This window comes from Salmonella sp. SJTUF15581 (genome assembly GCF_043356775.1).
Classification (GTDB): domain Bacteria; phylum Pseudomonadota; class Gammaproteobacteria; order Enterobacterales; family Enterobacteriaceae; genus Salmonella; species Salmonella enterica.
In genome coordinates this window covers 651,816-672,992 of sequence record NZ_JBEUJY010000001.1, presented here as the reverse complement: position 1 = coordinate 672,992, position 21,177 = coordinate 651,816, and the positions used below count along the sequence as shown (strand labels likewise).

Sequence of the window (21,177 nt, the reverse complement as noted above, 5' to 3'; positions counted from 1 at the left end):
CACGGCAAGCCGTGCCCAAAAAGAAATTAGAAACGGAAGGTTGCCGTTGCAACGACCTGACGTTCTGCGCCCCAGAAACAGCCGTAGGTCTGGAAGCAGCTGGCGACGTATTCGCGGTCGAGCAGATTATTGACATGAAGGGCAACGTTGGAGCCTGCCATGCCTACGCGCGCAAGGTCATAACGTACCAATGCATCGACAACCGTATAACTCCCTACTTTAAAGGAGTTTGCCGGATCGCCATAGCTTGACCCCGTGAAACGCCCGCCAGTCCCCAGCGTTAAACCGGACAATGGACCATCAAAGAAAGTGTAATCGCCCCACAACGACGCCATATGCTTTGGTACCTGTGCAGGAGTATTACCTTTATAAGTCGTATCCGTCGTGTATTCGGCGTCAGTATAGGTGTAAGAACCCACGACGTTGATGCTTGCAGAAAGCGCCGCTTTCGCTTCTAGTTCCACGCCGCGGGCGCGAATTTCACCGCCTTCAACCGAGAAGAAAGACCCCGCCGGATCAGCCATCAGGTTGTTGGTTTTGGTCAACTGATAGACCGCACCGGTAATGACTATCGGCCGATCATTCGGTACATATTTAACCCCCGCTTCATACTGCTTACCTTTCGAAGGTGCAAATATTTTCCCGTTCTCTCCCGTCTGTGAAGCCGGCTCAAACGACTCACTATAACTGAAGTAAGGCGTTATTCCATTATCAAACAGATAGTTAACACCACCACGCCAGGTAAACTGCTTATCATCACGTTTAGATGTGATGCCAGTAGTGCGGTTAAGAGACTCTTGATCGGCCCAGTCATAACGTCCACCCAATGTTACCAGGACTTTATCCCACTGTGCCTGGTCCTGGACGTACAGACCCGTTTGCTTTTGCTTATTCAAAATCTGGTACGGGCCGGATGTTGCTGGATCTCGCGAAGCAAAGTCGAAATCAGTGTACACCGGGTTATAGAGGTCAAGCAGAGGTACGGAGTCGTCGTAGCCAAACCAGGCATTAATATCGTTACGCATACGCATAAAGTCGACGCCGGTCAGCAGCGTGTGATCCACCTCACCGGTGGCAAATTTACTTTGCAACTGAGTATCAACGGAGAAGTTTTGCAGTTTCTCGTCGTCAACAACATATTTACGAGCCAGATAATGACCTTTGTCCGCTGGCGCTAATGCCGCGCACTGCTTGCTGTCACGGTTTGCCGGATCGGAACAAACGCCGTAACCATAGACGCTATTTTGCGAGACTTTATTCTCGGCATAGCGCAAATTCTGGCGCACGGTAAAGGTGTCGTTGAATTCATGATCGAAGCTGTACCCTACCATCTTCTCATTACGAGAATAGGTATTGTTTTTCGCCCCTTCGTTGAAATCTGTTGGCAGACGTTTACCGTTTGGCAGCGGCTCAACCGTTCCCTCTTTCGGCAGCCAGCCGTAGTAACCCGTCTCTGGTTCATTCTGGAAGTAAGAGAGAAACGTAAAGTTCGTCTTGTCATCCGGACGCCAGGTGAACGCTGGCGCAATCGCATAGCGCTGCTCTTCCGCGCGATCCTGCTGCGCATTGGCGGAACGCGCCAGACCGGTCAAACGATACGAATATACGCCCTCTTCATCCAGCGCGTCGCTGAAGTCAAAACCAGTCTGGAACAGACTGTCAGTACCCATCTTGAACTGAATTTCTTTCAGCGGCTCCGTCGTCGGGCGCTTGCTAACCATATTCAGCAAACCGCCAGGGCTACTTTTCCCATACAGAACGGAAACCGGACCACGCATCACTTCCGCGCGTTCCAGCATATAAGGGTCTATCACCGCATCATTATAGAAGTTGCCCTGCATTTTCAAGCCATTCAGATAGTTATTCTGGCTTTGGCCATCAGCGGCGAAACCGCGAATGATCAGGTAGTCGTAAGTATTGGACGCGCCACGAGTGCCCACGGCAACGCCAGGGGTATAACTCAACGCTTCTTTAACCGACTTTGGCTGATGCAACGCCATCTCTTCGGCGGTAACAACGGAAATAGACTGCGGCACCTTTTGAATCGGCGTGTCCGTTTTGGTTGCCGTGGCGGATTGTCTTGCAGCGATGGTTGCCGCCGGTCCCCAGGCACTTTCCTGCGCGGCAGGCGCTGCGGTTACGGTAATGGTTTCTTCTTTCGGTTGAACCGCCGCCTGTGCATAGACAGACATGCCGCTAACCGCTGTGGCTACTACAACTGCGATTTTACGCAGTGAGGAGTTTGGCTGAGCAGTTTTAAGACGCGCCATTGGTATATCTCTGATGAAAGTGAATGATAACGTAAACGATAATTATTATTATAACCGCAGCATGATAGGCGAAATATCGTCGCAATGGCAAGCGATACGCGGCCCTACGAAAACTAAGGGGTTAAGAAACAACCAGATGAAAAGGAAGGGTTAATAAATTAGACTGAAATGTTATTTATAGGGGATTTGCCGGATGGCGACGTAAGCGTCTTATTCGGCCTACGTCGCACATAATGGGGTCGTAACGGTGTAGACCGGGTAAGCACAGCGCCACCCGGCACTATTACCGTGATTAATTGCCGCCGAACATCTCCTTAATCCAGCCGGCAACGCCGTCGCTCTTCTCTTCTTTCGGCGGCTGTTGCTGCGCAGGCTGCTGCGGCTGAGACGACTGATCGAACGGATTGCCTGACGGCTGCTGTTGCTGCTGCATCATCTCGCCCTGCTGGCACAGCGTATTTGGATCGTCCGTCCAGACCGGCAGAGTGCGCATACCGCCGCTACAGACAAAATTACCGTCGTAATCAACGCCCATATCCACCACATCTTCCGGCGGCGTCAGAACTAAAGGCGTCGGCGTCTGGTTCGCCAGATAGCGCTGGTAAATCGCCATCGCGCCGCTGGCGCCGTACAATTTCGTCGGCTGGTTGTTATCACGGCCTACCCAGGTGATAGTCACCTGGCTGCCGTCGATACCGGCAAACCAGGTATCGACATTGTTGTTTGTCGTCCCGGTTTTACCCGCCAGATGCAGACCTGGATATTTCGCGCCAAGCTGACGCCCCGTACCACGCTGGACGACCTGCTGCATTGTCCAGAGCGTCAGGTAAGCCGCCTGTGCCGGTACGGCGCGTTCAGCTTGCGGATAACTTTGGTATAGCACTTTACCATCTTCCGCAATAACCGAACGCAGCGCTGATAACGGCGCGCGATTTCCGCCGCTGGCGATAGTCTGGAACGCTTGCGCCACTTCGATCGGCGTCAGGTTCAGCGCCCCTAACAGCATCGCCGGAACCGGATTGAGCTGATCTTTCGGCACGCCGAGCTTCGTCCAGGTATCGGTTACCGCCGGTAAACCTAACGCCATCCCCAGATTGACCGTCGGTACGTTCATTGAGCGAGTTAACGCATCCACCAGCATCACTTTCCCGCTTTCGCTGTAGCGACGATCGTCGTTCTGCGGCGACCAGACCTGACCATTCGGCTGGCGCAGAGAAATCGGCGCATCGGCAATCCAGGTGTTCAGACGGTATAAGTTCGGCTGACTTAACGCGGTCAGATAGGTCGCCGGTTTCGCCAGCGACCCGATGGAACGGCGCGCCTGCATGGCACGGTTATAGCCGGCATACTGCGGCTCCGCCCCGCCAACCATCGCGCGCACCTCGCCGCTAAAGCGATCCACTACCACCATCGCGGTTTCCAGATCGCTCAATTTACGCTGCTTCTTCAACGCCGGAATGCCTTCGACAACGGCTTTTTCTGCGGCATCCTGCGCCACGGAGTCAAAGGTGGTGAAGATCTTCACGCCGGAGAGATCTTTAATTTTATCCCCCAGCTTCGCCTGCAGTTCCTGACGAACCATCTGCATAAACGCTGGCTGCGGTGAAATAACGCCGCCGCGCGGCTGTACGCCAAGCGGACGCGCGCTCAGCATGTCATAGAGTTCCTGATCGATGATTTTCTGCTGCTGTAACAGGCGTAGCACCAGGTTACGACGCTCCAGCGCCAGTTTCGGGTTGCGCCACGGGTTATAAATCGACGCCCCTTTTACCATCCCCACCAGTAACGCCTGCTGATCGAGGCTCAGCTCCTCTACCGGACGACCAAAGTAATACAGGCTCGCCAGCGGAAAACCGCGAATTTCATTATCCCCGCTTTGACCGAGGTAGACCTCGTTCATGTACAGCTCAAGAATACGATCTTTACTGTAACGGGCATCCATGATCAGCGCCATGTAGGCTTCATTCGCTTTACGCCAGTATGATCTTTCGCTGGAGAGGAACAGGTTCTTCACCAGCTGCTGGGTCAGCGTACTGGCCCCCTGCACCGTGCGTCCCGCCGTCAGGTTGGCCAGCACCGCACGCCCGATAGAGTAAAGACTAATGCCATCATGCTCATAGAAATGACGGTCTTCCGTCGCCAACAGCGTATCGACCAGCAGATCCGGGAAACCGCTGCGCGGGACGAATAAACGCTGCTCGCCATTTGGCGAAGAAAGCATGGTGATAAGCCGCGGATCGAGACGGAAGAAGCCAAACTGGCGGTTGTTATCCAGATTGACGATGGTTTCCAGACGCCCGTCACTGAACGTCAGCCGCGCGCGCACCTGCCCTTCTTTGCTGTCCGGGAAGTCAAACGGACGACGGATCATCTCAATGCTATTGGCCTGCACGGTAAATTCGCCGGGACGGGTCATCTTCGTCACCAGACGATACTGCGTCGCTTCCAGTAATTTCACCATCTCGTTTTTGCTGACAGGCATGTCTGGCTCAAGGTTCACCATCCGGCCATATACCGCCGCCGGAAGCTGCCAGACCTTGCCATCAATACGGCTGCGGATTTTTTGATCCAGATAGACGCCGTAAATGGCGAACAGCACCACAAAAACGATAAACAGTTTTAGCAATAGCCACAGCCAGCCGCGCTTGCCACGAGGCTTACGCCCTTTGCCCTTACCTTTACGCGGCATCGGTTCTTCATCCTCATAGTCATCATCATAATCGTCGTCATGCTGCCGACGACGGCTCACCTTTTGTTTCACAGGACGTGACGGTTTCCCCTTACGTCCAATCGGCTCGCGGTCATTCCCCGCCATGCTTTTTCTCCGCAACATACAGGCGCAAAGGCCCGATTCTCTATTCTTCCGCCAGACGACAGAAGAAGAAATCTCTCAATTTACCCTTTTGCCGGATGGCGATTAACGCCTTATCCGGCCTGGAGGCAACGTATAACACGTCACGAATACTTCTTCGTGCGCCGCGTTGGGGCCGTATTCGCCGGATCGTCCGGCCAGACATGTTTGGGGTAACGACCCTTCATCTCTTTTTGCACTTCGCGATACGCCCCCTGCCAGAAAGCGCTTAAATCGCGCGTAATCTGTAGCGGTCGCTGCGCAGGCGAAAGCAGCTCCAGCACCAGCGGCACGCGGCCCTGAGCGATGGTTGGAGTCTTCGCTTCGCCAAACATTTCCTGCATTCTGACCGCCAGAGCGGGCGGGTTATCTTCATGATAACGAATCGTTATTCGGCTTCCCGTCGGCACAGTGTAATGCCCAGGCAGTTCACTATCCAGACGTTGCAGCATGGCATAGTCAAGCAGTCCCCGTAACGCCTGATTAACGTTCAGGGATTTTAGCCCTCGTAACGACTGTACGCCTGTCATGTGCGGCAGCAACCAATTTTCCAGAGTCGCCAGCAGCGACGCCTCATCCACGGCAGGCCAGTCATATTCCGGCAGCCATTTCGCCGCACAGTGCAGACGCAGACGGAACTGCTCCGCTTCCGGCGTCCAGTTAAGGACGGACAGACCTTTATCGCGGATGCCGTTCAGCATCGCCTGATGAAGCTCCTCTTCAGACGGCTTCGCCAGTGGCTGAACGCTAACCGTCAACTGTCCAATACGCATTCTGCGCCATGCTTTCAACGTTCCCTGCGCCTCGTCCCATTCAACCGTGTCGGACTGGCGCAGTAAATCAGGACACGCCTGAATCAGCGAGGCAATATCCAGCGGCTGCGCCAACAATATTCGGGCGTCCGGCGAGGCGCTACCTTGCAGTAACAGCGGCGCGATCAGCCATTCATGACGTCCCAACGCGTCATCCGCATCTAACATCGCGCCCATACCATTGGCTAACTGATAGCGCCCTTCCTGACCACGACGCCGCGCGATGCGGTCGCTAAACACTCTGGCCAACAGCGGCATAATAAGCGCGCTATCCGGCTCGCCATTACGCACCTGCAGCCGTTTTAAAAGCTGCTGGCTACGCTGCTGCCAGCCCGGCTGTCGCCGCGAAAATACTACGCTTAAATCCGTACCGCCGCCGCGCGGCGGGTCCTCAAGGATGGCCGCGAGCATGGCGGCAGTGGCGGCGCTATCGCCCTCGCCGGCGTTGACTAACATCGCCGCCAGGCGCGGATCGTTACCCATTGCCGCCATTTTCCGGCCCCGCGCGCTTAACCGCTCGCCCTCCAGCGCGCCTAACATCAATAATAAACGGCGGGCGGCCTGAAGATTCACCTCCGGCGGCCTGTCCAGCCAGAAAAGCGATGCCGGATCGTGACATCCCCACTGCAACACCTCCATCAATAAACCGGAAAGGTCGCTGTGTAAGATTTCCGGATCGCTTTGCGCCGCCGCCCGCTCCGCCTGTTCTTTGGCCAGCAGATGTAAACAGATACCCGGCGCCAGTCGTCCGGCGCGCCCCGCGCGCTGCGTCATTGATGCCTGACTGATACGCTGCGTAACCAGCCGCGTCAGTCCCGTTCGCGCGTCAAATCGCGCCACGCGCTCCTGAGCGCTATCGACGACCAGACGAATCCCTTCAATCGTCAAACTGGTTTCGGCAATGTTAGTCGCCAATACCACTTTACGCATCCCGGCGGGGGCGGGAACAATCGCTTTGCGTTGCGCTTCCAGAGACAATGCGCCATACAGCGGACAAAGCAGGACATCGCTGCCTACCCGCGACGCCAGATGTTCATGAACGCGCTGTATTTCGCCTACGCCGGGTAAAAATAGCAGCAGCGAACCGTTTTCATTGCGCAACAGTTCCGCTGTCGCCATCGCGACGGCTTCATCAAAACGCAAATGCGCCGCAAGCGGCTGATAACGTCGCTCCACGGGAAACGCGCGCCCCTCCGAGACGATCGTCGGCGCATCAGGCAGTCGCTGACAAAGCCTGTCGTTATCCAGCGTCGCTGACATGATTAACAGCCTGAGATCGTCACGAAGCCCTTGCTGGATATCCAGCAACAGCGCTAACGCTAAATCCGCCTGTAAACTGCGCTCATGAAATTCATCCAGTATCACCAGTCCCACGCCGCGTAATTCGGGATCGCGCTGAATCATTCTGGTCAATACGCCTTCTGTCACTACTTCCAGCCGGGTACGCGGCCCCACGCAGCTTTGCGCGCGCATCCGGTAACCTACCGTTTCGCCAGGCTTTTCATTCAACGCTTCCGCCAGACGCTGCGCGACATTACGCGCCGCCAGACGACGCGGTTCAAGCAGAAGGATTTTTCCAGCAACCGGACCTTGTTGCAGGAGTTGCAACGGCAGCCAGGTGGATTTCCCCGCCCCGGTAGGCGCGGACAACAAAACCTGCGGCGCGGTTTTTAGGGCTGTCAACAATTCAGGCAATACGGCGGCAACGGGCAATGACGTCACAAACGGCTCCACGGGGTTAACTTTCTTTGCGCCGCATTGTAGCATCGTGTTAATCCATAACCGAGTATCCCTATGTCTGAGCCAAAACGGCTGTTTTTTGCGATTGACTTACCCGACGACGCGCGCACGCAAATTATCGCCTGGCGCGCCGCTCATTTTGCGTCTGAAGACGGACGCCCCGTCGCAGCGGCGAACCTGCACCTGACGCTGGCCTTTTTAGGCGACGTCAGTAACGATAAGCAGCGCGCGCTTGCGCAACTGGCCGGACGAATTCGCCAGCCGGGCTTTACGCTACATCTGGATGACGCCGGTCAGTGGCTGCGTTCACGCGTGGTGTGGCTGGGGATGCGCCATCCGCCGCGCGGGTTGTTGCAGTTGGCTAATATGCTGCGCGCGCAGGCCGCCCGCAGCGGTTGTTACCAAAGCCCGCAGCCTTTTCACCCGCATATTACGCTGCTGCGCGACGCCAGCCATACGGTGGCTATCCCGCCGCCGGGCTTTTGCTGGTCATTTCCGGTCACGTCGTTTGCGCTTTACGCCTCTTCGTATGGGCAAGGCCGTACCCGCTATGCCGAGCTGCAGCGCTGGACGCTGGGCGAATAATAATGAAGGAATGTCGATGCTATTCTCCCCCCCTTTACAACGCGCTACGCTGATTCAGCGCTATAAACGTTTTTTAGCCGATGTGATCACCCCTGACGGTACGACGCTTACGCTGCACTGTCCTAATACCGGCGCAATGACCGGCTGCGCCACGCCAGGCGATACCGTCTGGTATTCGACATCAGAAAATACTAAACGCAAATATCCGCATACCTGGGAATTGACTGAAACGCAATCCGGCGCATTCATTTGCGTGAATACGCTGCGGGCGAACCAGCTAACGAAAGAAGCGATTCAGGAGAATCGCCTGCCGGCGCTGGCGGGGTACAATATTCTGAAAAGTGAAGTCAAATATGGCGCCGAGCGCAGCCGTATAGATTTTATGTTACAGGCAGATTTCCGCCCGGACTGCTATATTGAAGTGAAATCGGTCACGTTAGCGGAAAAAGAAAACGGTTATTTTCCCGACGCCATCACCGAACGAGGGCAAAAACATCTTCGGGAGTTGATGGGCGTTGCGGCGGCAGGTCATCGCGCGGTGGTGGTGTTCGCGGTGCTGCACTCCGCCATTACACGTTTTTCACCCGCACGTCATATCGATATAAAATACGCGCAGCTATTGAGCGAGGCTCAGAATAAAGGCGTGGAAGTTTTAGCTTATAAAGCAGAACTTTCAGCCCAAAAAATGGAACTGAACGAACCAGTACCCATAACGTTGTAGTGGAATAACAGCCTGATTATTAAGTATTCTGGCCGCGTGCGTAAATACGCTTTTCCTCACAGGGTTGTCAAGTGTTACGTTTAGATAATTGCTATCCGGAAAAGCATCTGCTATTTATAGCGACCTGATTTTCCCCCGAACATGGGGATCGATAGTGCGTGTTAAGGAGAAGCAACATGCAAGAAGGGCAAAACCGTAAAACATCGTCCCTGAGTATTCTCGCCATCGCTGGGGTGGAGCCGTACCAGGAGAAACCGGGCGAAGAGTATATGAACGAAGCCCAGCTATCGCACTTCAAGCGTATTCTTGAAGCATGGCGTAATCAACTCCGGGATGAAGTCGATCGCACTGTGACGCACATGCAGGACGAAGCCGCCAACTTCCCCGATCCGGTCGATCGCGCCGCGCAGGAAGAGGAGTTTAGCCTGGAGTTACGTAATCGTGACCGTGAGCGCAAACTGATCAAAAAGATCGAGAAGACGCTGAAGAAAGTGGAAGATGAAGACTTCGGTTATTGCGAGTCCTGCGGGGTGGAGATTGGTATCCGCCGCCTGGAAGCGCGTCCAACAGCCGATCTGTGCATCGACTGCAAAACGCTGGCTGAAATTCGCGAAAAACAGATGGCGGGTTAATCCCGTTCGTTTCTACCCTATTTATGACAGGCGGGAGTTTTCCCGCCTTATTCTTTATTGCCCGCAGCATGACTGACTCACACTATATTGGCCGTTTCGCGCCGTCGCCATCCGGCGAACTGCATTTCGGCTCGTTAATCGCCGCCCTCGGCAGCTATCTACAAGCCCGTGCGCAACGCGGAATTTGGCGCGTTCGCATAGAGGATATCGACCCTCCACGTGAAGTTCCCGGTGCCGCAGCGACCATTCTGCGCCAGCTGGAACATTACGGCCTGCACTGGGATGGCGAGGTCTTATGGCAATCACAGCGTCATGAGGCTTATCGCGAGGCGCTGGCCTGGCTTCACGAGCAGGGACTGAGCTACTACTGCACTTGCCCCCGCTCGCGCATTCAACGTCTGGGCGGTATTTACGACGGCCATTGCCGGACGTTATGCCACGGGCCGGAGAATGCCGCCGTCAGAATTAAACAGCAGCATCCGGTGATGCATTTCTATGATGCCTTGCGCGGCGACATCCAGGCTGACCCACAGCTGGCGAGCGAAGATTTTATTATCCACCGCCGCGACGGACTGTTTGCTTATAATCTGGCCGTGGTGGTCGACGATCATTTTCAGGGGGTGACGGAGATCGTCCGCGGCGCAGATTTAATCGAACCCACTGTCCGACAACTTTCGCTGTATAAACAGTTTGGCTGGCGTGCGCCTGGTTACGTGCACCTTCCGCTGGCGCTCAACGAACAAGGCGCTAAACTTTCCAAGCAAAATCATGCCCCTGCGCTTGCGACAGGCGATCCGCGCCCGGTACTGGTCCAGGCATTGCGCTTTTTAGGCCAACGCGACGTCGTAGCGTGGCAGGAGATGTCTGTTGAGGAGTTGCTGCGCTTTGCAGTGACGCACTGGAGGCTTACAGCCGTACCCACATCGGCTAATGTAAATCCGGCATTCTCAAATGCGTCTCGCTGAGCTATGATTAGCCGCTATTTTTGCTCATCGTCTTTCGCATTGCTGCGGCGTTAATGATGCTTACAGCCCAGGTCGCGTTGCTCTCTTACGCCCGTCTGCCGTAATGCGAAAGACATAGAGTAAGTTGATCTTATTAATGTATGACACTACCGAGGTGCGCTATTTTTACCCGAGTCGCTAATTTTTGCCGTAAGGTGTTAAGCCGCGAGGAGAGCGAGGCAGAACAAGCCGTCGCCCGTCCACATATGACGATTATCCCGCGTGAACAGCACGCTATCTCCCGCAAAGATATCAGTGAAAATGCCCTCAAGGTACTGTACAGGCTGAACAAAGCGGGCTATGAAGCCTACCTGGTCGGCGGCGGCGTCCGCGATCTCCTGCTCGGCAAAAAGCCGAAGGATTTCGACGTGACCACCAACGCAACACCGGATCAGGTACGGAAATTATTCCGCAATTGCCGTCTGGTGGGGCGTCGTTTCCGCCTGGCTCACGTGATGTTTGGCCCGGAAATTATCGAAGTGGCAACGTTTCGTGGTCATCATGAAGGCAGTGAAAGCGACCGTACGACCTCCCAGCGTGGGCAAAACGGTATGCTGCTGCGCGACAATATCTTCGGTTCTATCGAAGAAGATGCCCAGCGCCGCGATTTCACCATCAACAGCCTTTACTACAGCGTAGCGGATTTTACCGTGCGCGATTACGTCGGCGGGATGCAGGATCTGCAAGAAGGCGTGATTCGCCTGATCGGCAATCCGGAAACGCGCTACCGCGAAGATCCGGTTCGAATGCTGCGCGCCGTGCGTTTCGCTGCGAAGCTCAATATGCGTATCAGCCCTGAAACGGCTGAGCCAATCCCGCGTCTGGCTACCTTGCTAAACGACATTCCTCCCGCGCGCCTGTTCGAAGAGTCGCTGAAGCTGTTGCAGGCGGGGAACGGTTTTGAAACCTATCAACAACTGCGGGAATACAACCTCTTCCAGCCGTTGTTTCCTACCATTACGCGTTATTTCACCGAAAACGGCGACAGCGCAATGGAACGCATCATTGCGCAGGTGTTGAAGAATACGGATAACCGCATCCGTAACGAGATGCGCGTTAATCCGGCATTTTTGTTTGCCGCCATGTTCTGGTATCCGCTGCTGGAGATGGCGCAAAAAATCGCTCAGGAGAGCGGTCTGGCCTATTACGACGCTTTCGCGCTGGCCATGAATGACGTGCTGGATGAAGCCTGCCGTTCACTGGCGATCCCGAAACGCCTTACCACGCTTACCCGTGATATTTGGCAGCTTCAGTTACGGATGTCGCGACGTCAGGGCAAACGCGCCTGGAAACTGATGGAACATCCCAAATTCCGCGCCGCGTTTGATTTACTGGAGCTGCGCGCTCAGGTGGAAAATAATACTGAACTGCAACGTCTGGCGCAGTGGTGGGCCGAGTTTCAGGCTTCCGCGCCGCCGGAACAAAAAGGGATGCTCAACGAGCTGGACGACGATCCTGCTCCACGCCGCCGCCGTTCACGTCCGCGCAAACGCGCGCCGCGCCGCGAGGGCACCGTATGACGATCACGTATATCGCGCTTGGCAGTAATCTGGCCTCTCCGCTGGAGCAGGTCAATGCCGCCCTGAAGGCTATCGCCGACATTCCCGATAGCCGTATCGTCACGGTGTCTTCGTTTTACCGCACGCCGCCGCTTGGTCCACAGGATCAGCCGGACTACCTGAACGCCGCGGTGGCGCTGGATACCGCCCTCGCCCCCGAAGAATTGCTTAACCATACCCAGCGCATTGAGCTGCAACAGGGCCGGGTGCGCAAAGCCGAACGCTGGGGGCCGCGCACGCTGGATCTCGACATTATGCTGTTTGGCGATGAAGTCATTAACACCGACCGTCTGACCGTACCGCACTACGACATGAAAAACCGCGGTTTTATGCTGTGGCCGTTATTCGAAATCGCTCCTGATCTGATCTTTCCGGATGGTATCAGCCTGCATCAGCATCTCACCCATCTTGGTGCTGCAAAACCCGCCCACTGGTAAAACATCGCCTCCCCTTTAGCGTTTACTGCTTTAGCGCCAAACGATTGCTTAAATCAATTGCCCCCCTGAATATGACTGTTAGAATGCCGGGAAATATAACTTTTACCATCAGGAAACGTTATGAAACCCACCACTATTTCACTGCTGCAGAAATGCAAGCAAGAGAAAAAACGCTTCGCGACAATTACCGCCTACGACTACAGCTTCGCTAAGTTATTTGCCGACGAAGGTATCAATGTGATGCTGGTTGGCGACTCGCTGGGCATGACGATTCAGGGGCATGACTCCACCCTGCCGGTCACCGTGGAAGATATCGCTTACCACACTCGTGCCGTGCGACGTGGCGCGCCCAACTGTCTATTGCTCTCCGACCTGCCGTTTATGGCTTACGCCACCCCGGAACAGGCGTTTGAAAACGCGGCTATCGTGATGCGTGCGGGGGCCAATATGGTCAAAATTGAAGGCGGCGCCTGGCTGGTTGATACGGTGAAAATGCTCACCGAACGCGCCGTGCCGGTTTGTGGTCATCTGGGACTAACGCCACAGTCGGTGAATATCTTCGGCGGCTATAAAATTCAGGGCCGCGGCGATGCCGGACAAGTACTGCTGGATGACGCGCTGGCTTTAGAAGCGGCTGGCGCTCAACTGCTGGTGCTGGAGTGCGTGCCGGTTGAGCTGGCGAAGCGCGTCACGGAAGCGCTGTCGATTCCGGTGATCGGCATCGGCGCGGGCAACGTCACCGACGGTCAGATCCTGGTGATGCACGATGCGTTTGGCATCACCGGCGGCCATATTCCAAAATTCGCGAAAAATTTCCTTGCTGAAGCAGGCGACATGCGCGCCGCCGTACGGCAGTATATGGCTGAAGTGGAGTCCGGCGTTTATCCGGGCGAAGAACACAGCTTTCACTAATTTTTCTGACCGTGCCGGATGGCGACGCGACGCGTCTTATCCGGCCTACCGATCCTCAACGGATGTAGGCCTGATAAGCGCAGCGCCATCGGGCAGGATCATCAAGCAACTCAAGGAGTTTTGTTGTGCTAATCATTGAAACCCTGCCGCTGCTGCGCCAGCATATTCGTCGTCTGCGTCAGGAAGGTAAACGCGTCGCACTGGTTCCCACCATGGGCAACCTGCACGATGGCCATATGAAGCTGGTCGATGAGGCAAAAGCCCGAGCTGATGTGGTGATCGTCAGCATTTTCGTCAACCCGATGCAGTTTGACCGGCCGGACGATCTGGTGCGTTATCCGCGCACGCTGCAGGAAGATTGTGAAAAGCTGAACAAACGCAAAGTCGATTATGTCTTTGCGCCAGCCGTTGAGGAAATCTACCCGCAGGGGCTGGAAGGCCAGACGTACGTTGATGTTCCCGGCCTCTCTACCATGCTGGAAGGCGCCAGCCGTCCGGGCCACTTCCGCGGCGTCTCGACTATCGTCAGCAAGCTGTTCAACCTGATCCAGCCGGATATCGCCTGCTTTGGCGAGAAGGATTTCCAGCAACTGGCGCTGATCCGCAAAATGGTGGCGGATATGAGTTATGACATTGAGATCGTCGGCGTGCCGATTATTCGCGCCAAAGACGGTCTGGCGCTCAGCTCACGTAACGGTTATCTGACCGCAGAGCAGCGCAAAATTGCGCCGGGTCTACACAACGTGATGAATAGCATCGCTGAAAAACTGATTGCGGGTAATCGTGAGCTGCAAGAGATTATTGCCATTGCCGAACAGGAACTGAATGAAAAAGGCTTCCGTGCCGACGACATTCAAATCCGTGATGCCGACACGCTGCAGGAGCTGACGGAAACCAGCAAACGCGCAGTGATTCTGGCCGCCGCCTGGCTGGGTCAGGCGCGTCTGATCGATAATCAAAGCGTTACATTAGCCCAGTAGACAGGGGTTAAAAATCGGGCAATACTGCCTGAGAATTTCCAAAGCAGGCCACAAGCGCCTGCTTAGCCAAGGTAAACGACAGGGTAAAGAAGTTATGATTCGCACCATGCTGCAAGGCAAGCTCCACCGCGTAAAAGTCACGCAGGCGGACCTGCACTACGAAGGTTCCTGTGCCATTGACCAGGATTTCCTTGATGCCTCCGGTATTCTGGAGAACGAAGCGATTGATATCTGGAACGTGACCAATGGGAAACGTTTCTCAACCTATGCGATTGCGGCTGAACGCGGCTCCAGAATCATCTCGGTGAACGGTGCGGCGGCGCACTGTGCTGAAGTTGGCGACATTGTGATTATCGCCAGCTTCGTCACCATGTCTGATGAAGAAGCGCGTACATGGCGTCCAAAAGTGGCCTATTTTGAAGGCGACAACGAAATGAAGCGCACCGCGAAAGCTATTCCGGTACAGGTTGCCTGATTTTCAATAATAGGACAATCCTTCCAGAAAAACATATTTTGGGACGGGTTGTCTTTTTTTTAAATCACCAATAAATAATATTATTTATTATTTATCTTATTGCTTAAATAATAAAACATTAGTTTTACTTAAAAGAACATAAAGTATTTCTAATGGATAACTTTATTCCTTTTCATCGCAACTCTCTATAAAATCCGCCTCGAAATATAATATTTCAACAAATAAGATATATAAATAATATATTTTATTTATATTTATCACTAAAATATGGATATTCTAAATGTTTTTCAGAAAATATAGCGTAGCCGCTTTTATTGCAATGACTTTGGGTGCCGGGTCTGCAATGGCAGCAGATCCAGATACGGGTACTATTACTTTCCACGGTCTGGTTTCTAACAATACCTGTAAAATCTCTCTTGATAATAAAATAGATCAAGACGGTAATGATTTTGACATTACTCTGGATACCGTTTTTGTTAAAAACTTCGCTACCGCACTGGGTGCTAACAGTACTCTGGGCGAAAAACAGTTCACTCTGAATCTGAGCGAATGTGATAACGCAACGGTAAAAGATGCCTCCGCTCAGTTTAATTCCTGGGGCGGTTCCAGTTCAACGTCAGGTGGTCTGTTAGTACCACCGGCTAATCTGCAAGGAGCAGCAGAAAACGTTAACCTGGTGCTGGCTAACAACGGTAACGGCGCTACCGATCTGATCAAAATTGACCAGACTAACAACACGCAGAAAGCCACTATTTCCGCTGATGGCACCGGTGACCTGTTCTACCGCGTAGCCTACACCCAGGGCCAGAAGTGGAATGCAGACACCAGCCCGGTAACGGCAGGAACCGTACAGGCACAAGTTGCCTTCACTGTTATTTATAACTAATCCTTTGTATTTAAAAAGATTAGCCAATCCCTCAGCGGCTGTGCTGGGGGATTTTAATTTTAAAGTATACCTACAGGGAGGGTAAAATGGTCAATACGGTTATTACAAAGGGATTTAAAACCACCTGCTTCGCTGCCGCGGCCTTCACGGCATTTGCCACATTCCAGGTAAACGCGGATATCGTCATATCCGGAACACGTATTGTGTACCCAGCGTCATCAAAAGACGTGATTGTGAACCTGGATAACCGGGGCAATAAACCTCTACTGGTGCAAACCTGGCTGGATGACGGGCGTGACGGTGTTGACCCGCAGGAGCTAAAACTGCCGTTTGTCATTACGCCTCCGGTATCTCGTATCGATCCACAAAAAGGGCAATCCTTGCGTATTACGTATATGGGTAGCGCATTACCTCAGGATCGGGAATCGCTGTTTTGGTTTAACGTGCTGGAAATTCCGCCAAAATCAAAAGCGAAAGAAGGCGAGAGTTTAAATCAACTTCAACTCGCCTTTCGCACGCGGATCAAATTATTTTTCCGCCCGGATGGCCTGAAAGGCACGCCTGGCGATGCGGCGGCAAACCTGAAATGGTCGCAGAAAAAAGAAGGCAATACGCTTTCACTATTTGCCCAAAATGACAGCGCGTACAACGTTTCTATTTCCAACGTAAAATTTAAAGTGGGCGGTAAAGAATATACCGTCGACAGCAAATCCGTTTTACCCTTTAGCGGGGTCAGCATGCCCGTAAAAGGCCTTTCGAATAATATTAACGGTACCGTTATCTATAACACCATTAATGATAATGGCGGCACAAATAAACGAGAAGCCAAAATAGACTAATCAATTATAACAATTACGTACCAATGTAGTGGGCCATTCTGGCCCACGTTAATTATTCGGAAAAACAATGCTATTTCAACGCTCATTATTATGTCTTACTATTGGCGCTGCACTCCCTTTTTCCGTTTCTGCTGCAAATTCAGTAGCAGAAAAAACCGTTGCTGAGTCGGACGAAGCCGTAGAATTTAACGAACAATTTTTACTTAATAGCAGCGCTAATATCGATATTAGTCGCTATGCATATGGCAACCCGGTGCTTGCCGGAACCTATCGTGTGAAAGTGAATCTTAACAATGCGTTGAAATCTACCTCTGAAATTACCTTTAATGAAAACGGTACGCCACGCGCCAGTGCATGTCTGACGCCGCTTTTACTCACCCAGGCAGGCGTTGATCCCGCCGCAATGCGCGATGACGTCGAGGTCGACGACAACACCACGTGTCTGGATATAAAAAAATACTACCCCGGTGCGACGGCGAATTACGATTCCGGCAAACAGGCCATGGATCTCAACTTCCCGCAGATTTATATCCTGAAGCGTCCTGCCGGGTATGTTGACCCCTCACTGTGGGAAGATGGCGTTCCGGCGGCCATCGTCTCTTACGATATGAACGCCTGGCACAGTGAAGGCAATGGCACAACGTCCGATACCGCTTACGTGGGGCTACGTTACGGTTTAAATATGGGACCGTGGCGTTTGCGTTCCCGAGGTAGCCTTAACTGGAACAAAGATACCGGTAGCGAATACAACAATCAGGACGTTTATTTACAACGAGATATCACCGCGCTGAAAGCGCAAATGGTGATAGGCGACTCCTACACCCGTGGCGATGCGTTTGACTCCTTCAGCCTGAGCGGGATACGGATGTATAACGATGACCGCATGTTACCGATGGGCTCCAGCAACTACGCGCCTGTTATCCGCGGCGTCGCCAACAGCAATGCCAAAGTCACGGTGATGCAAAGCGGCAATAAAATCTACGAAACCACCGTACCGCCGGGGGCGTTCGAGATTAACGACCTTAGCACCACAGGTTATGGTAACGATCTGCTGGTCACCGTAGAAGAAGCGGACGGCAGCAAACGCAGCTTTACCGTTCCCTTTTCGTCAGTCACCCAAATGTTACGCCCCGGCGCGACGCGCTGGGATATCGGCGTCGGCGAGCTGAACGATGATTCTTTGCATGATAAACCGCAGGTGGGTTACGCGCAGTTTTACTATGGCCTGAACAACACCTTTACCGGCTATATCGGCGCGCAATATACCGATATGAATTTCTATGCTGGGTTATTAGGTCTGGCAATGAACACCGGTATTGGCGCATTCGCCTTTGATGTGACGCAATCTCACGCCAGTATTGATGATTTAGGCACGCTCAGCGGGCAAAGCTACCGGCTGACCTACAGCAAAATGATCGAGGCGACCAATACCTCATTTAACGTCGCCGCTTATCGTTTTTCTACTGAAGACTACCTCAGCCTGAATGACGCCGCGTCTTTGCAAGACAGCGTTAAACATCAGCAATATGCGCAACAAAGTTATCGCTCAGGCGATGAGTTATATGACGATTACCAGCGTACCAAAAATCAGGTGCAAATCAGCATCAACCAGCCCTTAAACCAGGGAGAAACAACCTGGGGTTCTGTGTATGTCAGCGGAACATGGCAGGACTACTGGAATGATGCGGGCTCCACGGCCAACTATAGCGTGGGTTACAACAACAGTTTTGCCTACGGCAGCTATAGCGTGTCATTACAACGCGCCTATGACCAGAACGGCAGTAAAGACGACAGCGTCTATATAAGTTTCAGTATTCCGTTGAGTATGTTCTCGCACAACGGGGAACGCTCTGGCGGTTTCTCCAATATCAACATGGGCCTGCGTTCTGACATGAAGGGCGGTACTAACGTCAACTCCACCGCCAGCGGTAATACCAAAGATAGCGACATCAGCTACTCCGTGAGCGCCACCTCCAGCAGCGGTAATTACGGCAACCTGAATCAGGTAAGTGGCTTTGGCTCCCTTAACAGCAGCTATGGCCCATTAGGGATTTCCGCCTCGTTTGGCGACGACAATAGCCAGCAATATTCCGCCAGTTACAGCGGTGGCATGGTGCTGCATTCTGGCGGCGTGGCGTTCGCGCCGGGCAGCATTGGCGAAACCGACGCCGTCGCGCTGGTGAAAGCCAGCGGCGCACAAGGCGCAGGACTGGGCTACAGCAGCAGCGAAATCGGCAGTTCGGGCTATGGCATTTTACCGTATATGTCAGCCTACCGCGAAAACCGGGTGTCGCTGGATATCAGCACACTGGAGAACGATGTTGAAATCAAAAGCACCAGCACGGTTACCGTACCGCGTAGCGGCGCCGTCGTGCTGGTGAATTTTGAAACCGATGAAGGTCGCTCACTGATTCTGGAATTACTGCGTAGCGATAAAGGCTTTATTCCTTTAGGCGCAGATGTCCTTAACGAGAAAAATGAAACTGTCGGTACCGTAGGCCAGGCCGGACAGGCGTACGTGCGCGGCGTAGAACAGCAAGGCGAACTTCGCGTGGTGTGGGGCAGTGGTAAAGAAAGCACCTGTACAGTGCGTTACCAATTAGCTGAAACCACGGCAAAAGCGGGACTCACCCCCGTACTGAGCAATCAACTTTGTCACATGTAATGACCTGTTTAGGGAAAAACTAATGAGAGTTTATATGAAAAGAAACCGCCTCAGTCTTCCCATCGCGGCGCTTGCCGTAATGGCAGCTTCTGGAAGCGCGCTTGCCGCTAACTCCACTAACCTGGATGTTAATTTCACGGCCACAATTTTAGAGACGACGTGTAACATGAAACTGGTCGGTGGTACAGGCTCCGACACGGTACAGGAATTAATCATTGGTAATAGTAGTGGTGAAGTTCGTATTGATGATGTAAGAGCGGGAACAGCAACGGCAGATTTTAAATTAGTGATTGTTGAATGCCCGGCATCGCTTCAATCATTAAAAACATCAATCAACGGAACGCCATCCGGGTATTCAACAAAAATATTAACGAATGGAACAAAAGGCTCAGCCGACTATATGGGGGTGTCAGTAGCGCGCGCATCCAAACCAGATGAACCTTTTGTTATTAACTCCACCGCCGATTCAGAACGTCTGGTCTGGAGTGAGGTAGAAATTAACAGTAAAGAGGTTCCGCTGATCGCCATCATGAAAGAGACCAAGGCAAATTCGGCTACCACCGGGGCTTTCTCAGCCGTTGCGACTTTCGTATTTAGCTACGAGTAATTAACGCAGATCTACGGAGCATCACTATGAAATTTACATCAGCTTTAATCACATTATCCGTTTCTGCCGTCTTATTCTCTGGAGTGGTCAGAGCCGCTATTACCGGTACCGACAGTGTACAAATGACCTTTAAGACCACAGTGACAACCGGTACCTGTAAAGCTATCGTCGTTAATGGTGACGGAAAAAATGTCAGCACCATTGGCTATGGTGAGACATATAAATCGGATCTTAACAAGAAAGCGATGCCGCTGAGCATTGTCTTGAGCAATTGTTCCGGCGTAACCATCGCTGAAGTAGAAGCAAAAGCGGGCACCGGCGGCACCTGCTCCGGTGATAATTTAGACGGCGATTCTTACGCGGCGGGCCTGAATACCGCCTTCGAAATTTGGGGCGGCGATGCAGACACGGGGGTGAAACTGTCTTGTAAAACGCCACCAGCCGCACAGAAGGTGACCATTACCAACGGTGCGGGTACCTACCCAATGACGTCACGCATTGTGGTGGCAAACGGTAAAAGCCTGAGCGACGTCACCGCCGGCGATGTCACGGCTCCGGTCACCTTTGTTGTGACATACCCTTAATTTTCAGGTGCTTTGTTCATGCAACAATTACTGTTTCTTTTACGCCAGCCCGGCCTTGTGTTGCTTATGGGTCTGACGGGCGGGTTTTGGTCTGGCATCAGCCAGGCGGGTTCCAATTTGGATATCAATCTGACCGCCAGTATTGTTAACAGCACCTGCAAACTCAGTCTGGAAAACGGGGGGGAAGTCTACCTTCCCAACGTCACGCGGGCATGGTTTTACAATAACGACGGCAGCAGTAAATATGCGCCTACCGACGAAGCGGGCGGCACGCCTTTTAACGTGCGTCTCGAAAACTGTGCAGATAACAGTAGCATCAAGCAGTTGATGTTCAGTTTTACGCCGCAATCCGGTTTTTGGAGCAACCAAAACCAGGTTTTCAAAAATGATGCCACAACAGGCGCGGCGCAAAACGTTGGTATCGTCATTTTCTCGGCAGACTATAAAACTAACGTCTTAAACAGCGATGGCAGTTCTAACGTGGTTTACGACGTCAGCGGAAAAAGCAGTTCGCTGTATTTAACGGATTATCAGTTTTACGCGCGCTATCAGAATACGGGCGCAGTTGTCAGCGGCGTTGTCACCAGCAACGTGTTGGTTGACGTCAGCTACGAATAA

General features: G+C 53.1%; 18 protein-coding genes. 15 read left to right on the top strand and 3 right to left on the bottom strand.

Going from position 1 to position 21,177, the window contains the following annotated elements; translation table 11 throughout:
• Positions 1-26: 26 nt before the first annotated feature.
• The 3 genes from fhuA to hrpB all read right to left on the bottom strand — a co-directional run bounded on the left by fhuA (position 27) and on the right by hrpB (position 7,655).
• A complete protein-coding gene (gene fhuA, locus ABVN36_RS03165; RefSeq protein WP_010835134.1) occupies positions 27-2,270 on the bottom strand; it encodes a ferrichrome porin FhuA in 2,244 nt (747 codons plus the stop codon).
• A gap of 292 nt (positions 2,271-2,562) precedes the next feature.
• On the bottom strand, positions 2,563-5,085 hold the full coding sequence (gene mrcB, locus ABVN36_RS03160) for a bifunctional glycosyl transferase/transpeptidase (RefSeq protein WP_000918127.1): 2,523 nt from the start codon (positions 5,083-5,085) through the stop codon (positions 2,563-2,565).
• Positions 5,086-5,225: 140 nt separating this feature from the next.
• Positions 5,226-7,655, bottom strand: a complete 2,430-nt coding sequence (gene hrpB, locus ABVN36_RS03155; protein ID WP_033903671.1) for an ATP-dependent helicase HrpB — start codon at positions 7,653-7,655, stop codon at positions 5,226-5,228.
• A gap of 72 nt (positions 7,656-7,727) precedes the next feature.
• Here hrpB and thpR point away from each other — a divergent pair, with 72 nt between their 5' ends.
• From thpR to ABVN36_RS03080, 15 genes are all read left to right on the top strand, one after another.
• The gene (thpR, locus tag ABVN36_RS03150; RefSeq protein WP_001294185.1) at positions 7,728-8,258 is read left to right on the top strand and encodes an RNA 2',3'-cyclic phosphodiesterase; all 531 of its coding nucleotides are present in this window, start codon (positions 7,728-7,730) and stop codon (positions 8,256-8,258) included.
• Positions 8,259-8,274: 16 nt separating this feature from the next.
• On the top strand, positions 8,275-8,979 hold the full coding sequence (sfsA, locus tag ABVN36_RS03145; RefSeq protein WP_000899412.1) for a DNA/RNA nuclease SfsA: 705 nt from the start codon (positions 8,275-8,277) through the stop codon (positions 8,977-8,979).
• A 176-nt stretch (positions 8,980-9,155) separates the two neighbouring features.
• Positions 9,156-9,611 carry an RNA polymerase-binding protein DksA gene (dksA, locus tag ABVN36_RS03140; protein WP_001155232.1) on the top strand — a complete coding sequence of 152 codons (456 nt, stop codon included), beginning with the start codon at positions 9,156-9,158 and terminating at the stop codon, positions 9,609-9,611.
• A gap of 68 nt (positions 9,612-9,679) precedes the next feature.
• On the top strand, positions 9,680-10,576 hold the full coding sequence (gluQRS, locus tag ABVN36_RS03135; protein ID WP_023138976.1) for a tRNA glutamyl-Q(34) synthetase GluQRS: 897 nt from the start codon (positions 9,680-9,682) through the stop codon (positions 10,574-10,576).
• A gap of 161 nt (positions 10,577-10,737) precedes the next feature.
• Positions 10,738-12,135, top strand: a complete 1,398-nt coding sequence (gene pcnB / locus ABVN36_RS03130) for a polynucleotide adenylyltransferase PcnB (protein WP_204355897.1) — start codon at positions 10,738-10,740, stop codon at positions 12,133-12,135.
• Positions 12,132-12,611 (top strand): 2-amino-4-hydroxy-6-hydroxymethyldihydropteridine diphosphokinase, encoded by a 480-nt coding sequence (gene folK / locus ABVN36_RS03125; protein ID WP_023138978.1) that lies wholly within the window; start codon positions 12,132-12,134, stop codon positions 12,609-12,611. The genes pcnB and folK overlap by 4 nt, the downstream gene beginning before the upstream one ends.
• A 120-nt stretch (positions 12,612-12,731) precedes the next feature.
• Entirely contained in the window at positions 12,732-13,523 is a 792-nt protein-coding gene (panB, locus tag ABVN36_RS03120) for a 3-methyl-2-oxobutanoate hydroxymethyltransferase (RefSeq protein ID WP_023993177.1), read from the top strand.
• Between the two features lie 125 nt (positions 13,524-13,648).
• A complete protein-coding gene (gene panC / locus ABVN36_RS03115) occupies positions 13,649-14,503 on the top strand; it encodes a pantoate--beta-alanine ligase (RefSeq protein WP_000905349.1) in 855 nt (284 codons plus the stop codon).
• Positions 14,504-14,597: 94 nt separating this feature from the next.
• Positions 14,598-14,978, top strand: a complete 381-nt coding sequence (panD, locus tag ABVN36_RS03110; RefSeq protein WP_000621526.1) for an aspartate 1-decarboxylase — start codon at positions 14,598-14,600, stop codon at positions 14,976-14,978.
• A gap of 280 nt (positions 14,979-15,258) precedes the next feature.
• Positions 15,259-15,864, top strand: coding sequence for a fimbrial protein (locus tag ABVN36_RS03105; RefSeq protein WP_020898401.1), 606 nt, complete (start codon positions 15,259-15,261; stop codon positions 15,862-15,864).
• Positions 15,865-15,950: 86 nt separating this feature from the next.
• The gene (locus ABVN36_RS03100; protein WP_017441535.1) at positions 15,951-16,703 is read left to right on the top strand and encodes a fimbrial chaperone; all 753 of its coding nucleotides are present in this window, start codon (positions 15,951-15,953) and stop codon (positions 16,701-16,703) included.
• Between the two features lie 67 nt (positions 16,704-16,770).
• Complete coding sequence (locus tag ABVN36_RS03095; RefSeq protein WP_023138980.1) at positions 16,771-19,368, top strand: outer membrane usher protein; 2,598 nt, start codon at positions 16,771-16,773, stop codon at positions 19,366-19,368.
• A gap of 22 nt (positions 19,369-19,390) precedes the next feature.
• Positions 19,391-19,975 (top strand): fimbrial protein, encoded by a 585-nt coding sequence (locus ABVN36_RS03090; RefSeq protein WP_023221127.1) that lies wholly within the window; start codon positions 19,391-19,393, stop codon positions 19,973-19,975.
• A 26-nt stretch (positions 19,976-20,001) separates the two neighbouring features.
• Positions 20,002-20,559 (top strand): fimbrial protein, encoded by a 558-nt coding sequence (locus tag ABVN36_RS03085; RefSeq protein ID WP_000673424.1) that lies wholly within the window; start codon positions 20,002-20,004, stop codon positions 20,557-20,559.
• An 18-nt stretch (positions 20,560-20,577) separates the two neighbouring features.
• Positions 20,578-21,177: a fimbrial-like protein gene (locus ABVN36_RS03080; protein ID WP_001186616.1), complete on the top strand. Its 600-nt coding sequence runs from the start codon at positions 20,578-20,580 to the stop codon at positions 21,175-21,177.